Source organism: Streptomyces sp. NPDC033180, from assembly GCF_055577645.1.
This window is the reverse complement of record NZ_JBVIPU010000015.1, coordinates 1-13,536: the sequence shown is the minus strand read 5'-3', so window position 1 is coordinate 13,536 and position 13,536 is coordinate 1. Positions and strand designations below refer to the sequence as shown.

Genomic DNA, 13,536 nt, shown 5'->3' with positions numbered 1-13,536 from the left:
TTACCCGTACGGCAGTTGACGTACTCCGGGCCGTATCCCGCAGGTGCCTTCCTGTGGCGCACTAACGTGCGGCGGTGCAACAGGAGGCGTCATGCGATCCATCAACGGCACCGGCCTCATCGTCGCGGGGCTCGTCGCGACACTGGCGGCGCTGCTCTTCCCCGTCTGGTCGTACGAGGACAGGTCGGGCACCGGCGTGGACAGACTCGACGCGGAGACCGTGTCGACGGAGTTCGGTCCGCTCTCCGCGCTCGACCGGGACTTCATCACCAAGGTACGGCTCGCGGGCCTCTGGGAGCTCCCCGCCGGACAGCAGGCCGAGGCGCGCGGCACCACCAAGGCGGTCAAGACGGCGGGCGAGCATCTCGTCGAGGGTCATACGTTCCTGGACGCGCGGGTACGCGAGGTGGCGACGCGACTCAACCTCGAGCTGCCCAATCAGGCGAGCTCACAGCAGCGGGGCTGGCTCGACGAGCTGAGCGACGCGCACGGTGACGCGTACGACGAGAAGTTCGCCAACATCCTGCGCGCCGCCCACGGCAAGGTCTTCTCGGTGGTCGCCGAAGTCCGCGCGAGCACCCGCAACTCGCTGGTGCGCACGCTCGCGGACGACGCGAACACGACGGTCCTCGACCACATCACGGCCCTCGAGGGCACGGGCCTCGTCGACTTCGACGACCTGGCGCGCGACGCTGCGTCGGCCGGCCCCGTCCCGGTGACCCGCTCCCCCGCCCCACCGGGCCCGACCCGGTCACCGTCCCCGGCGACCCCGGTCTCGCCATCCCCCACGTTCTCGCTGCCTCCACCGGCGTCCCGCCCCAAGCCCAAGGAGGAGAAGGAGAAGAAGGACAAGCCCCGCTCCAAAGCGGAACGTTACGTACCCGCGACCCCGCGTCCGCATGCTGAATAACCCGTGGCGCCGCCCCCGCTCCCTCGCATACAACACCGGCATGTTCTGGCTTCCGCTCCTGCTCGTGGCCTGGGTCGCGACGGGCCTGTCCTGTGCACGGCTCTGCCTCGCCGCGTACCGCTCCGCCCCGCGCGGCGGGGCCCCGGGGCCCCGCCATGAACTGACGCTCTACGAAGCCGCGTTCCTCTCCGGCGGCCCGGCGCGCGTCACCGACCTCACCCTGGTGTCGATGGCCCGCGCCCGGCGTCTGCTGCTCGCGCACACGGGTTGGGCGACGGTCGTCGACCCGGTGGGCGGCGACGACATGGAGCGGTCCGTGCTCGGCGCGATCGGGCCCGGTGGGCAGTCGCCGATAGCGCCGGTGCGCCGGGCGGCGGCCGGCACCGACGCGATGCGCGCCCTCGCCGACCGTCTCGTCGCAGCGGGCCTCGCCCTGCCGGACGGCACCTGGTCGGGGGTCGCGGGAGCCGTCCGGCAGGTCCGGGCGGCCACCGCGGCCGTGGTCGCCCTCGGGGCCGTCGCACTCCTGATGCCCGCTCAGGAGCCTTCAGGACAGGTGCCTGTAGCGCTCTGGTTCGCGCTGCCCCTCGTCCTGAACGCGAGCTGCCTCGCCGTCGCCCGCTTCGAGATCCATCCCTACCCCCGGTGGGCCTCGCCCGCGGGCCAGCTGCTCCTGAGCGCGCTCCCCGCGCGCGGCGGCTCCGACCTCACCGTCATCGCCGTACGCGGCACCCGCGCCCTGGCCGATCCGCAGCTGCGTGCGGCCTTCGCGCACCGGGACGCGGCGCATCGGGGTCATTGAGCCCGACACGCCGGACACCGGCGGGGCGGTGCTTTACTTCCCCTATTACCAAACGAATCATCCCTTTTGTTCGAGCAACGCACGGCCGAATGAAGGGATGAAGAGCGATGAGAGCAGCAGCCGCCCTCTACGGAACCGCCGGATCCTTGGTCCTGACCGCACTCGTCGCCGCCCCGACGGGAAGCGCGTCCGCGGCCGACACCTACCCCTCCCCCTCCTCTTACCTGGAAGCGCACGGCTCCCACGTCGCGGCCCTGCGGGCGCAGGCCGCCGGTATCCGCTTCGGCGCCTGCCCCGCGGTGGAGAGCCTGCCCCCCTCGATCAAGTGCGGCACGGTCTCGGTCCCGCTGGACTACGCGCACCCGAACGGCAAGCAGATCAAACTGACCGTCAGCCGCACCAAGGCCACGGAGCGGGCCGAGCCCCGGCGGGGCAAGTCCGTCAAGCGGCAGGGTGCCCTCGTGTTCAACCCCGGCGGACCCGGCGGGTCCGGCATGTACTTCCCGATGGTCGGCATGCTCCCCGAGTGGAAGCGCATCGCGGCGGCGTACGACCTCGTGGGCTACGCACCGCGCGGTGTCGGTCGCTCGGCCCCGATCTCCTGCCAGGACCCCAAGGAGTTCGCGAAGGCCCCGACGCAGTCGCCGACCCACCCCGACGCCGCGTACAAGCTGGAGCGCGTCAAGCAGGCGAAGGCGTACGCGGAGGGGTGCGTCAAGCGCTCCGGAACGGCCGTGCGGCACTACACGAGCCTGAACAACGCCCGTGACCTGGATGTGCTGCGGGCGGCGCTCGGCGAGAAGAAGCTGACCTTCATGGGCGCCTCGTACGGCACGTACTTCGGCGCCGTGTACGCCTCGCTCTTCCCCTCGCACGTGCGCCGCATGGTCTTCGACTCCGCGGTCAACCCCGACCCCGCGCAGATCTGGTACCGCAACAACCTCGACCAGTCCGCGGCCTTCGAGCAGCGCTGGGGCGACTTCCGCGCGTGGGTGGCCAAGCACGACAGGACGTACCACCTGGGCAAGACGCCCGAAGCGGTGCTGCGCAGCTACGAGAAGGTGCGCGCCGCACTGGCGGCCAAGCCCGCGGGCGGCAGGGTCGGCCCCGGTCAGCTGCAGTCGGCCTTCCTCCAGGCCGGGTACTACGACGACTACTGGCCGGCGCGTGCATCGGCGCTCTCGGCCTATGTGAAGGGCAACCCGAAGCCGCTGATCGAGCAGGCGGCGCCCGAGCCGAAGGCGGCCAAGGAGCAGGAGAACGGCAACGCGGTCTACACCGCGGTCGAGTGCAATGACGCGCCCTGGCCGACGGACTTCAGGACCTGGAACCGCGACAACTCACTCCTCGCGCGCACCGCACCCTTCGAGACCTGGGACAACGCCTGGATGAACCTGCCGTGCGCCTACTGGCCCGAGCGCAGGCAGCAGCCCATGGACGTCCGCACCGGGTGGGGCGAGCTGCCCCCGACGCTGATCCTGGCCGCCGAGCGGGACGCGGCGACGCCGTACAAGGGGGCTCAGGAGCTGCACCGCAGGCTGGGAGGTTCGGTCCTGGTGACCGAGCGGGACGCGGGCACCCACGGCATCGGCGCAGGACCCAACAAGTGCGTCAACGGCCACATGGAGGCGTATCTCCTCGAGGGCAGGCTCCCTGTACGGAGCGCGGCGTGCGCACCGCACAAGGAGCCTGAGCCGCTTTCCGGCGCGCGGGCGGCGGCTCTTCCCAAGAAGCACTAGGCACCGGCTACAAGGCGCCGAGCCGCTCCAGCGGGAACGGCGGCTGCGCCAGCGGGCGCACCGCGAGCCGGGTCAGCGGCAGGGCGTTGTCGTCGCCCGCCGTGCGGTTGGCGTGCAGGACGCCGCAGTGCGTGCAGCGATGGACGAGCACCCACTCGCCGTCTCCTCGTACGGAGATGGCGAGGGGTTCCATCCGGGCGCCGCACTCCGCGGCCCGGTCGCCCGGGGTGTCGTCGAGGTGACGGCTCCACAGGCAGTTGGGACAGTGGTTGCGGTGGTCGGTGCCGGGGGCGGTCATCGATACGTCGAGACCGCACTGCAGGCAGCGGAAGGACTGGGCGCGCGCTTCAGTGCGGGCCCGCCGAGAGGTGTTGCGGGACATGATGGGGTGGACTCCAGTGCGTCGCGGAATGGGCTGGCTTCGAGCTGATCCGCGGGGCCCTGGGCATACACGCACCATCTTTCTGTCCTCGGCTTCGACCTCTCGATGAAACCCGCACCGGACGGGCGCGGCAACCGAATTAACTAGGCGAGGCCCGCTACGAGCTCGGCCACGGACTTGCGGCGGCCGGTGTAGAACGGCACCTCTTCGCGGACGTGCATGCGGGCCTCGGAGGCGCGCAGGTGCCGCATGAGGTCGACGATGCGGTACAGCTCGTCCGCCTCGAAGGCGAGCATCCACTCGTAGTCGCCCAGCGAGAACGAGGCGACGGTGTTGGCGCGCACGTCGGGGTAGCCGCGGGCCATCATGCCGTGGTCCTTGAGCATGCGGCGGCGGTCCTCGTCGGGCAGCAGGTACCAGTCGTAGGAGCGCACGAAGGGGTAGACGCTGATGTAGTTGCGCGGCGTCTCGTCGGCCAGGAAGGCCGGGATGTGCGACTTGTTGAACTCGGCGGGGCGGTGCAGCGCCATGTTCGACCAGACCGGCTCCAGGGCGCGGCCCAGCTTGGTGCGCCGGAAGAGGTTGTAGGCCTCCTGCAGCTCGTCGGAGGTCTCGGCGTGCCACCAGATCATGACGTCCGCGTCGGCGCGCAGGCCCGACACGTCGTACGTGCCGCGGACGGTGATGTCCTTGGCGGCGAGCTGGTCGAACAGCTCCTGGACCTCGTCGGCGTAGCCGGCACGGTCCTCGGGCAGCAGGTCGCGCAGCTTGAAGACGGACCACAGCGTGTAGCGGATGACCTCGTTGAGGTCCTTGGCCTTCTTGCCCGCGTTCGGGCTCTTGGCGGGGGCGTCGTCACTCATGGCCCTATTCTCCTCCGCCGCCGTGCAGGCTCTGCACCGGGTTGGCGGTGAGCTCCTGCACACCGGCCAGGTCACCGCCGAGCTGGTCCACGGCCGCGTAGGCGCTCGCGATGCAGGCGGGGATACCCACTCCGTCGTACGCCGCTCCGCACACGGCGAGGCCGGGCAGCTTGCTCACGTGCTCGCGGACGCGGGCCACGCGCGCGTGGTGGCCGACGGGGTACTGCGGCAGACCGTCGTGCCAGCGGGTGACGCGGGTGGCGACGGGGGCGGCGGTCAGGCCGGTGGCCGCGCGCAGGTCGTGGCGGGAGAGCTCGATGAGCTCGGCGTCGTCACGCTTCAGGATCTCCGTTTCGCCGTGGCGCCCCACCGACGTACGCAGCACCAGCAGGTCGGGGTCCTCCTCGGCGATCCAGCCCCACTTGCGTGACGCGAAGGTGGACGCCTTGATGGTGTGCCCGTCGACGGGCGGCACGAGAAAACCGCTGCCTTCGGGGAGGTCGATCTCGCTCCGGCGGTAGGCGAGGGTCATCAGGGCCATGGAGGCGTACTCGACGCCTGCGAGCTCGGCAGCGGCGGCGGGCGCCTCGACGCCGAGGAGCGCGGCGGCGGCGTAGGCGGGTACGGCCACGACCACCGCTTCGGCGTCGATGATCTGCTCCCCGGTGACCACCTGCCACCCATCCGGGGTGCGCCGCAGCTCGGTGACCGGCGTCCCGGTGCGGATCTCCCCGCCCCGCGCGCGGACCGAATCGGCGACGGCGAGCGGCAGTTGCCCGACGCCGCCCTCGATGCCCATGAAGACGGGGCCGGTCTGCTGGTTCCGCGCGGCCCTGGCCTGGATGTCACGGACGCCCTCCGTGAGGGAGGCGTGCGTGCGGGCGGCCTCGAAGAGCTGCGGGACGGCCGAGCGCATCGAGATGCGGTACGCGTCGCCCGCGTACACGCCGCCCAGCAGCGGCTCCACGAGGCGGTCGACGACCTCTCGGCCCAGGCGCGCGGCCACGTACTCGCCGACCGCGGCGTCGTCCCCGACCTCGGTGGCCGGCAGTTCACGGTCCCGCTCGATGCGCCGCAGTCCTTCGTCGGAGAGCACACCGGCCAGGGCCGACGCGTCGCCGGGTACGCCCATGACGTGGCCCTTGGGCATCGGCCGCAGGGCCCCGCGGGTCCAGATCGCCGCGGTCGCGGTGGCGGGCGGCTGCAGCCGGTCGGCGAGGCCCACCTCGCGGGCGAGGGCGACGGCCTCCGGGCGGCGGGCCAGCATCGACTCGGCGCCGAGGTCGACCCGGACGCCCTCGATCTCGCCGGGGAGCAGCTTGCCGCCGAGCCGGTCGGAGGCCTCCAGGACGGTCACGCGGGCTCCGGTGTCGAGCAATCGGTGGGCGGCGGCCAGTCCGGCGATCCCGCCACCGATGACAACAACATGACCCGTACGTGTGTCCGTTTCGCGCATGACTCCACTCTACGAGTCGTGCTCCACGCGTCGCGCGAGTCCCGAACGTGACCCCATCGGGACCGGTCAGCAACCATCGTTTCGCCCCTCCCCGGCGTCGAAGGAGCAGGCGAAGGAGTACCAGTCACCACGACCCTCGGGGGTACGTCGAGATGCTCGCGTCCAGCGAAACCAGGTCAAGGCACCGCACGGTCCAGGCACTCTCGGCCGTCCTGCTCGCGGTCGCCCTCGCGCTCACCGGGTGCAGCACGGGCGGCAGCAGCGACAGCGGCGGCGACAGCGACAAGGCGGCGGGCGCCGCCAAGGAGGACGCTCACTACTCCGGCAACCAGGACGACAAGGGGGCGGGCGGTGGCGGCCGTGCGGACAAGACCGGCCAGAAGAAGCCACCCAAGATCACCGGCACGCACATCATCCGCACCGCCACCCTGACCGTCCGCGTCAAGGACGTACCGGAGGCCCTGGACGAGGCGCGCGCGGCGGCCACCGACGCGGGCGGCGTCGTCGGCGACGAGACCACGGACCGCGACGGCCGCGGCCACGAGCGCTCCCGCATCGTGCTGCGTGTCCCGCAGGACCGGTACGAGGAGGTGCTCGCGTCCCTGGAGGGCGCCGGCAAGCTGATCGAGCGCAGGGCCAAGGCGCAGGACGTCACCGAGCAGGTCGTCGACGTGGAGAGCCGCGTCAAGTCGCAGCGGGCGAGCGTGGCGCGGGTGCGGGAGCTGATGGACAAGGCGACCAAGCTGAGCGATGTCGTCACCCTGGAAGGGGAGTTGAGCAGCCGTCAGTCCGAACTGGAGGCGCTGCTCGCGCAGCAGTCCTCGCTCAAGGACCGTACGAGCATGTCCACCATCACGCTCTCGCTCAGCGAGACGGCCGTGAAGAAGGCGGACGCGGACGACGCCCCGACGTTCGTGGACGCGTTGTCCGGCGGCTGGAGCGCCTTCGTGACGATGCTGCGGTGGCTCGCGGTCGCCCTCGGCGCGGTCCTGCCGTTCGCGGCGGTGGCGGCGCTGCTGTTCCTGCTCTGGCAGCGCCTGGTGCGGCCCCGGCTGTCGCGGCGGCCCGCCGTGACGGCGGCGCGCGAGGGCGGCGACGACTAGGGCCCTTCAACTGCCGCCGCGTCGTAGCGTGTCCGTATGAGTAGCGCGAGAGAGCGACTGGTGGTCATCGGGGGCGACGCGGCGGGCATGTCCGCCGCGTCGCAGGCACGCAGGCTCAAGGGCCCGGACAAGCTGGAGATCGTCGCGTTCGAGCGCGGCCACTTCACCTCGTACTCGGCCTGCGGCATCCCCTACTGGGTCGGCGGTGACGTCCTTTCGCGGGACGAGCTGATCGCGCGTACGCCCGAGGAGCACCGGGAGCGCGACATCGACCTGCGCATGCGTACGGAGGTCATGGAGATCGATGTCGATGGCGGCCGGGTGCGCACCCGGGACCTGGAATCCGGGGCGGAGGACTGGACGGCGTACGACAAGCTCGTGATCGGCACCGGCGCCCGCCCGGTCCGTCCCTCCCTGCCAGGCATCGACGCCCCCGGCGTGCACGGCGTGCAGACCCTGGACGACGGCCAGGCGCTCCTTGACACGCTGGCGGGCACGGAGGGCCGCAGGGCGGTCGTCATCGGCGCGGGCTACATCGGCGTCGAGATGGCCGAGGCCCTGATCCAGCGCCGCTACGAGGTGACGGTCGTCAACCGCGGCACGGAGCCGATGTCGACGCTCGACCCGGACATGGGCCGCCTCGTCCACGATGCGATGTCCGGCATGGGCATCGAGATGGTGAACGGCGCCGAGGTCACCAAGATCCTCACCGATGACGACGGCCGGGTCAGGGCGGTGGCCACCGAGGACGCGGAGTACCCGGCGGATGTGGTGGTGCTCGGCATCGGGGTGCGCCCGGAGACGGAGCTCGCCCGCGCGGCGGGTCTTCCGCTCGGTGAGTACGGCGGGCTGCTCACGGACCTCGCGATGCGGGTGCGGGGGCACGAGAACATCTGGGCGGGCGGCGACTGCGTAGAGGTCCTCGATCTGGTCTCGGGCCGCGAGCGCCACATCGCGCTCGGCACGCACGCCAACAAGCACGGGCAGGTCATCGGCTCGAACGTGGGCGGGAGTTACGCGACGTTCCCCGGGGTCGTCGGCACGGCCGTCAGCAAGGTCTGCGACCTGGAGATCGCCCGCACGGGCCTGCGCGAGAAGGAGGCGCGGGCAGCAGGTTTGCAGTTCGTCTCGGTGACCATCGAGTCGACGAGCCGCGCGGGCTACTACCCCGGTGCGGCCGTGATGACCGTGAAGATGCTCGCCGAGCGCCTCACGGGGCGGCTGCTCGGCGTCCAGATCGTGGGCCGCGAGGGCGCGGGCAAGCGCGTCGACATCGCGGCCGTGGCCCTGACGGCCCGGATGACGGTGGACCAGATGACCGCGCTCGACCTCGGCTACGCCCCGCCGTTCTCACCGGTGTGGGACCCGGTCCTGGTGGCGGCACGCAAGGCGGTCGCGGCGGTCCGGGCCCCGGGGTAGGCCCCTGGGCGGACCGCCGGGTGGGCCCAGGCTGGTCCCGGGCTGGGCTCACCCGTCACATTCAGGCGAGATTTTCAGCCAACTACGAACGACTCCGACCGGACCGGACTGGACCCGACCGGACTGGACCCGACCGGACAGGACCCGAACCGGACAGGACCCGTCAGCGCGCGGTCCGCGTGTGGACGTGCTCCACGAGGCGCGTCAGGGCGTCGGGGTCCGTGGACGGCAGGACGCCGTGGCCGAGGTTGAAGATGTGCCCCTCGAGGCCGGACGCGGCGTCGAGAACCTCGTCCGTCTTGGCCTCGACCGCCTCCCGCGTGGAGAAGAGGACCGCCGGGTCGAGGTTCCCCTGCAGCGCCTTGCCGGGGCCGACCCTGCGAACGGCCTCGTCCATCGGGACGCGCCAGTCGACGCCCATCACGTCGGCGCCCGCCTCGCCCATCAGACCGAGCAGCTCGCCCGTGCCGACACCGAAGTGGATACGCGGCACTCCGTACGAGGCCACCGCGTCGAAGACCTTCCGCGACGCGGGCATCACGGAGCGCCGGTAGTCGGCGGGGGCCAGCGCGCCCACCCACGAGTCGAAGAGCTGCACGGCGCTAGCGCCCGCCTCGATCTGCACCTTGAGGAAGGCGCCGGTGATCTCCGCGAGCCGGTCGAGCAGGTCGGCCCACAGCTGCGGGTCGCCGTACATGAGCGCCTTGGTGTGCTCGTGGTTACGGCTCGGACCGCCCTCGACCAGGTAACTCGCGAGAGTGAAAGGTGCTCCGGCGAATCCGATGAGGGGGGTCGACCCCAGCTCGGCCGTCAGCATGCCCATCGCCTCGGTCACGTAACTCACGTCGTCCGGCGTCAGATCCCGCAGCTGGGCGAGGTCGGCGCGCGAGCGGATGGGGTTCGCGACGACCGGGCCGATGCCCGGCTTGATGTCGAGGTCGATGCCGATGGCCTTGAGGGGGACGACGATGTCGCTGAAGTAGATCGCGGCGTCGACCTTGTGGCGGCGCACCGGCTGCAGCGTGATCTCCGTGACCAGCTCCGGCATCATGCAGGACTCCAGCATGGCCGTGCCCTCGCGCACCTTGCGGTACTCGGGAAGTGAGCGCCCCGCCTGCCGCATGAACCAGACCGGCGTGTGCGGCACGGGCTCGCGCCTGCAGGCCTTCATGAAAGCGGAGTCGTACGTCGCTGCGTTCTGCTGGCCCGCGGGGCTGCTGTTGTTGGCACTCACGCGGAAAGTCTCGCACGCGCCCGCCCGGCCCTCGCCCGACCCCCGCTCGACCCCCCGCCCCGAGGGACACGCTGCCTTGACCGGGACCCCCCTCACGGGTGTCTCTCCCTGCGCGAAGCCGCCGTTCCCCTTAATCTTCCCCGCATGGCTGCGGCTCAGGGACAACGGTCGGACGGCGCTGGCGAGATGGAAAGTACGGAGGGGAAGGTGGCGGATTCGACTCCGTTGCCCTTTCGCGCGGCGGTCGAGGCGCTGCGCGGGGCACGGCTTCGGCCCGAGATCGAGATCGACCCGACGCGGCCGCCACAGCGTCTGGCACCGCACGCGTACGCCCTGGAGGCGGCGGTGGTCGAAGGCGACGAGGACCTCGCGGACGGACGTCTCGTCCTGCTGCACGATCCGGCGGGGCACGACGCGTGGCAGGGCACCTTCCGCCTCGTCACGCTCGTACGGGCGGAGCTGGAGCCGGAGATGGCGGCGGATCCACTCCTTCCGGAGGTCTGCTGGTCCTGGCTGACGGGCGCGCTGCAGGCGCGCGGCCTGGCCTGCGGGGAGCCGAGCGGCACCGTCACGCGTGCCGGCTCGCACTACTTCGGCGGGCTCGCCGAGCGGCCGCCCGCGTCGCAGATCGAGATCCGGGCGTCGTGGACGCCGCGCGAGGGGCCCGGCGGGGCGCCGGACACGGCGGCGCATCTCGCGGCGTGGTGCGATCTGCTCTGCCAGGTGGCGGGGCTGCCGCCGGCGAACCAGGGCGGCGGCGACGGGTCGGTGGTGTCGCTGCCCCAGCGGCGGGGGCCGCAGACGCAGTGACGGAGGACGGGCGGGGCGGCGTGGGGCAGGGCAGGCGTGGGGGTGCGGGGGGCGTGAGGCGGTTCTGCCGCGCGGAGGGGGGTGCGCGGGGGATGTGCGGCGGTTCTGCCGCGCGGGGAGTGCGGGGAATGTGGGGGCGGTTCTGCGGATGAGCGAACGATTCTGAACGACTGCGATTCGGGTTGATCTTCGGATGATCGATCGCATGTCCGAATCGCCCGAATTGTTACTCACCAAATCGTGATCATTCTCTAAAGGCGGGCGGGTTTGGTGCCGAAGAGGTTGGTGACCTTGAAAGCACGGTTCGTCCCGGCTTCATCCCCGAGCCGGTTCAGTCCCGCACCCCAGGAGGCCTGGTGTCCGTTCTCCTCGAGCAGCCCGCAAGCCTGGTCGCCTACCGCCCGAACAAGCCGACCGCCATGGTCGTCGTGGCCGACCCGCGCGTCCGCTCCACCGTCACCCGCCACCTGTGGGCCCTCGGTGTTCGCGACGTGATCGAGGCCTCGTCGATCGCGGAGGCTCGTCCCCGCATCGGCAACCCCCGTGACATCTGCGTCGCAGACGTCCACCTCCCCGACGGCTCCGGCCTGACGCTCCTCTCAGAAACCCGCGCGGCGGGCTGGCCGAACGGCCTCGCCCTCTCCGCCGCCGATGACATCGGCGCCGTACGCAACGCCCTCGCGGGCGGCGTCAAGGGCTACGTCGTCACCGGCACCCGCAACAACGTCGGTCTCCCCACCCGCCCCGGCGCCGCGCCCATCGGCTCGGCCGCCGCCCGAATGCACCGCCGCCCGCCGGGCGCTCCCAGCCACCCCGGTGGCTACCGCGAGCTGTCCGGCCGCGAGGTGGAGGTTCTCCGCCTCGTCGCGGAGGGTCAGTCGAACAAGGCCATCGGTGTCTCGATGGGGCTCTCCGCCCTGACCGTGAAGAGCCACCTCGCCCGCATCGCACGCAAGCTCGGCACGGGTGACCGCGCCGGGATGGTGGCTGTGGCCCTGCGCACCGGAATCATCCACTGACTCATTTACACCCCTCGTGCGCCCGTCGACGGAACGTTCCGTCGACGGGCGCTGTGCATACACAGATACCCTTGACAGGTGACCGACGCCCAAGAGACCGCAGCAGACAGCTCACTGCGAACCACCGGAGGCGGCCCTCCGGACGACGTCGAAACGGCGCCGATCCCTTTGGACGAGCCGCGTGATGGAATCCCCCCGGTGGTCGCCGACGAGACAGCCCTCGCCGAGGTGATCGCCGCTTTCGCGGCAGGCAGTGGCCCCGTGGCCGTGGACGCCGAACGCGCGTCCGGCTACCGGTACGGCCAACGCGCCTACCTCGTGCAGCTGCGCCGCGAAGGCGCGGGCAGCACCCTGATCGACCCCGTCGCCTGCCCCGACCTGTCGGAGCTCGGCGAGGCGATCTCCGGCGCGGAGTGGGTGCTGCACGCCGCCACGCAGGATCTGCCGTGCCTGCGCGAAATAGGCATGATCCCCACCAGCATCTTCGACACGGAGCTCGCGGGGCGCCTCGCGGGTTTCCCCCGGGTCGGCCTCGGCGCGATGGTCGAGGGCGTGCTCGGCTTCGTCCTGGAGAAGGGGCACTCGGCGGTCGACTGGTCGACGCGGCCGCTGCCCGATCCGTGGCTGCGGTACGCGGCGCTGGACGTGGAGCTGCTCGTGAACCTGCGGGACGCGCTGGAGAAGGAGCTCGACCGCCAGGGCAAGCTGGAGTGGGCCCGCGAGGAGTTCGACGCGATCTCCTCCGCGCCGCCCGCGCCGCCGCGGGTCGACCCCTGGCGGCGTACGTCGGGCATGCACAAGGTGCGGCGCCGCCGTCAGATGGCCGTCGTACGTGAGCTGTGGACCGCGCGTGATCGCGTCGCGCAACGGCGTGACGTTTCGCCCGGCAAGGTGCTCAGTGACGGCGCGATCGTGGAGGCGGCGCTCGGGCTGCCGCCCAACGTGCACGCGCTCGCCGGTCTCACCGGGTTCGGGCACCGCATGGGGCGGCGCCAGCTCGAGCAGTGGCAGGCCGCGGTGGACCGGGCCAAGGCCCTGCCCGACTCCGAGCTCCCGCAGCCCGGAGCGGCCGTTTCCGGGCCTCCGCCGCCCCGGTCCTGGGCGGACCGCGACCCGGCCGCGGCGGCACGCCTCTCCGCGGCGCGGGCGGCTGTCTCGGCACTGGCCGAGGAGCTGAACATGCCTCAGGAGAACCTGATCACTCCGGACACGGTACGAAGGGTCTGCTGGGAGCCGCCGGCCGAGGTCGGCCCCGAGTCCGTCTCCGCCGCCCTCGCCGCTCACGGTGCGCGCCGCTGGCAGATCACCCAGGTCACCCCGGCCTTGGTGACCGCACTCAGGGCGGAGTAGCCGCGGTTGCGGCCTCTCCCGGGGGTGAGGGGCGGGTGGGTGTCGGCCGGCGCGAGGTGCGAGGTGCCAGGTGCGAGGTGCGAGGTGCGAGGTGCGAGGTGCCAGGTGCGAGGTGCGAGGCGCGAGGCGCGAGGTGCGAGGTGCCAGGTGCGAGGTGCCAGGTGCCAGGTGCGAGGTGCCAGGTGCCAGGTGCCAGGTGCGAGGTGCCAGGTGCCAGGTGCGAGGTGCCAGGTGCCAGGTGCGAGGTGCCAGGTGCCAGGTGCCAGGTGCGAGGTGCCAGGTGCCAGGTGCCAGGTGCGAGGTGCCAGGTGCGAGGTGCGAGGTCACCGAAGAGGGCGGCCTTGCTGTACCGGTGGCGTTGCTGTGTGCCGGGGCCATCCGGTTGTCGCGAGGTTGGCGGTTGCGGGCCGGGAGTCAAGGGCGCTCCTACGTCGCGTCGGCTGCGCCGA

Annotated in this window: 12 protein-coding genes; 8 read left to right on the top strand and 4 right to left on the bottom strand. The window is 71.8% G+C overall.

Annotated features, from left to right (window positions below; genetic code table 11):
- Positions 1-91 precede the first annotated feature (91 nt).
- From ACZ5WE_RS31065 to ACZ5WE_RS31055, 3 genes are all read left to right on the top strand, one after another.
- Positions 92-910: a DUF4142 domain-containing protein gene (locus ACZ5WE_RS31065; protein WP_467688189.1), complete on the top strand. Its 819-nt coding sequence runs from the start codon at positions 92-94 to the stop codon at positions 908-910.
- A gap of 40 nt (positions 911-950) precedes the next feature.
- Positions 951-1,712 (top strand): TIGR04222 domain-containing membrane protein, encoded by a 762-nt coding sequence (locus ACZ5WE_RS31060; RefSeq protein ID WP_467688191.1) that lies wholly within the window; start codon positions 951-953, stop codon positions 1,710-1,712.
- Positions 1,713-1,819: 107 nt separating this feature from the next.
- Positions 1,820-3,451, top strand: a complete 1,632-nt coding sequence (locus tag ACZ5WE_RS31055; protein ID WP_467688193.1) for an alpha/beta hydrolase — start codon at positions 1,820-1,822, stop codon at positions 3,449-3,451.
- Positions 3,452-3,458: 7 nt separating this feature from the next.
- Here the strand turns inward: ACZ5WE_RS31055 and ACZ5WE_RS31050 are convergent, their stop codons facing one another.
- The 3 genes from ACZ5WE_RS31050 to hemG all read right to left on the bottom strand — a co-directional run bounded on the left by ACZ5WE_RS31050 (position 3,459) and on the right by hemG (position 6,152).
- A complete protein-coding gene (locus ACZ5WE_RS31050; protein ID WP_363309969.1) occupies positions 3,459-3,833 on the bottom strand; it encodes an RNHCP domain-containing protein in 375 nt (124 codons plus the stop codon).
- Between the two features lie 143 nt (positions 3,834-3,976).
- Positions 3,977-4,696, bottom strand: a complete 720-nt coding sequence (gene hemQ / locus ACZ5WE_RS31045) for a hydrogen peroxide-dependent heme synthase (protein ID WP_467688195.1) — start codon at positions 4,694-4,696, stop codon at positions 3,977-3,979.
- Between the two features lie 4 nt (positions 4,697-4,700).
- Positions 4,701-6,152: a protoporphyrinogen oxidase gene (gene hemG / locus ACZ5WE_RS31040; protein ID WP_467688197.1), complete on the bottom strand. Its 1,452-nt coding sequence runs from the start codon at positions 6,150-6,152 to the stop codon at positions 4,701-4,703.
- Positions 6,153-6,304: 152 nt separating this feature from the next.
- Here hemG and ACZ5WE_RS31035 point away from each other — a divergent pair, with 152 nt between their 5' ends.
- Together ACZ5WE_RS31035 and ACZ5WE_RS31030 are read left to right on the top strand one after the other, a co-directional pair.
- Positions 6,305-7,255, top strand: a complete 951-nt coding sequence (locus ACZ5WE_RS31035; RefSeq protein ID WP_467688199.1) for a DUF4349 domain-containing protein — start codon at positions 6,305-6,307, stop codon at positions 7,253-7,255.
- A 36-nt stretch (positions 7,256-7,291) separates the two neighbouring features.
- Positions 7,292-8,674, top strand: coding sequence for an FAD-dependent oxidoreductase (locus tag ACZ5WE_RS31030; RefSeq protein WP_467688201.1), 1,383 nt, complete (start codon positions 7,292-7,294; stop codon positions 8,672-8,674).
- Between the two features lie 163 nt (positions 8,675-8,837).
- Here ACZ5WE_RS31030 and hemE read toward each other — a convergent pair whose 3' ends face one another.
- Positions 8,838-9,845 carry a uroporphyrinogen decarboxylase gene (gene hemE / locus ACZ5WE_RS31025; RefSeq protein ID WP_467688567.1) on the bottom strand — a complete coding sequence of 336 codons (1,008 nt, stop codon included), beginning with the start codon at positions 9,843-9,845 and terminating at the stop codon, positions 8,838-8,840.
- A 207-nt stretch (positions 9,846-10,052) separates the two neighbouring features.
- Here hemE and ACZ5WE_RS31020 point away from each other — a divergent pair, with 207 nt between their 5' ends.
- From ACZ5WE_RS31020 to ACZ5WE_RS31010, 3 genes are all read left to right on the top strand, one after another.
- Positions 10,053-10,718 carry a DUF3000 domain-containing protein gene (locus ACZ5WE_RS31020; RefSeq protein WP_467688203.1) on the top strand — a complete coding sequence of 222 codons (666 nt, stop codon included), beginning with the start codon at positions 10,053-10,055 and terminating at the stop codon, positions 10,716-10,718.
- A gap of 356 nt (positions 10,719-11,074) precedes the next feature.
- Positions 11,075-11,737 (top strand): response regulator transcription factor, encoded by a 663-nt coding sequence (locus tag ACZ5WE_RS31015; RefSeq protein ID WP_160507754.1) that lies wholly within the window; start codon positions 11,075-11,077, stop codon positions 11,735-11,737.
- 78 nt (positions 11,738-11,815) lie between these two features.
- Entirely contained in the window at positions 11,816-13,087 is a 1,272-nt protein-coding gene (locus tag ACZ5WE_RS31010; RefSeq protein ID WP_467688206.1) for an HRDC domain-containing protein, read from the top strand.
- The last annotated feature ends 449 nt before the right edge of the window (positions 13,088-13,536 follow it).

Coding starts and splice junctions, on each gene's coding strand:
- ACZ5WE_RS31065 (WP_467688189.1), top strand. CDS start 92: ATGCGATCCATCAACGGCACCGGCCTCATCGTCGCGGGGCTCGTCGCG.
- ACZ5WE_RS31060 (WP_467688191.1), top strand. CDS start 951: ATGTTCTGGCTTCCGCTCCTGCTCGTGGCCTGGGTCGCGACGGGCCTG.
- ACZ5WE_RS31055 (WP_467688193.1), top strand. CDS start 1,820: ATGAGAGCAGCAGCCGCCCTCTACGGAACCGCCGGATCCTTGGTCCTG.
- ACZ5WE_RS31050 (WP_363309969.1), bottom strand. CDS start 3,833: ATGTCCCGCAACACCTCTCGGCGGGCCCGCACTGAAGCGCGCGCCCAG.
- hemQ (WP_467688195.1), bottom strand. CDS start 4,696: ATGAGTGACGACGCCCCCGCCAAGAGCCCGAACGCGGGCAAGAAGGCC.
- hemG (WP_467688197.1), bottom strand. CDS start 6,152: ATGCGCGAAACGGACACACGTACGGGTCATGTTGTTGTCATCGGTGGC.
- ACZ5WE_RS31035 (WP_467688199.1), top strand. CDS start 6,305: ATGCTCGCGTCCAGCGAAACCAGGTCAAGGCACCGCACGGTCCAGGCA.
- ACZ5WE_RS31030 (WP_467688201.1), top strand. CDS start 7,292: ATGAGTAGCGCGAGAGAGCGACTGGTGGTCATCGGGGGCGACGCGGCG.
- hemE (WP_467688567.1), bottom strand. CDS start 9,845: ATGAAGGCCTGCAGGCGCGAGCCCGTGCCGCACACGCCGGTCTGGTTC.
- ACZ5WE_RS31020 (WP_467688203.1), top strand. CDS start 10,053: ATGGCTGCGGCTCAGGGACAACGGTCGGACGGCGCTGGCGAGATGGAA.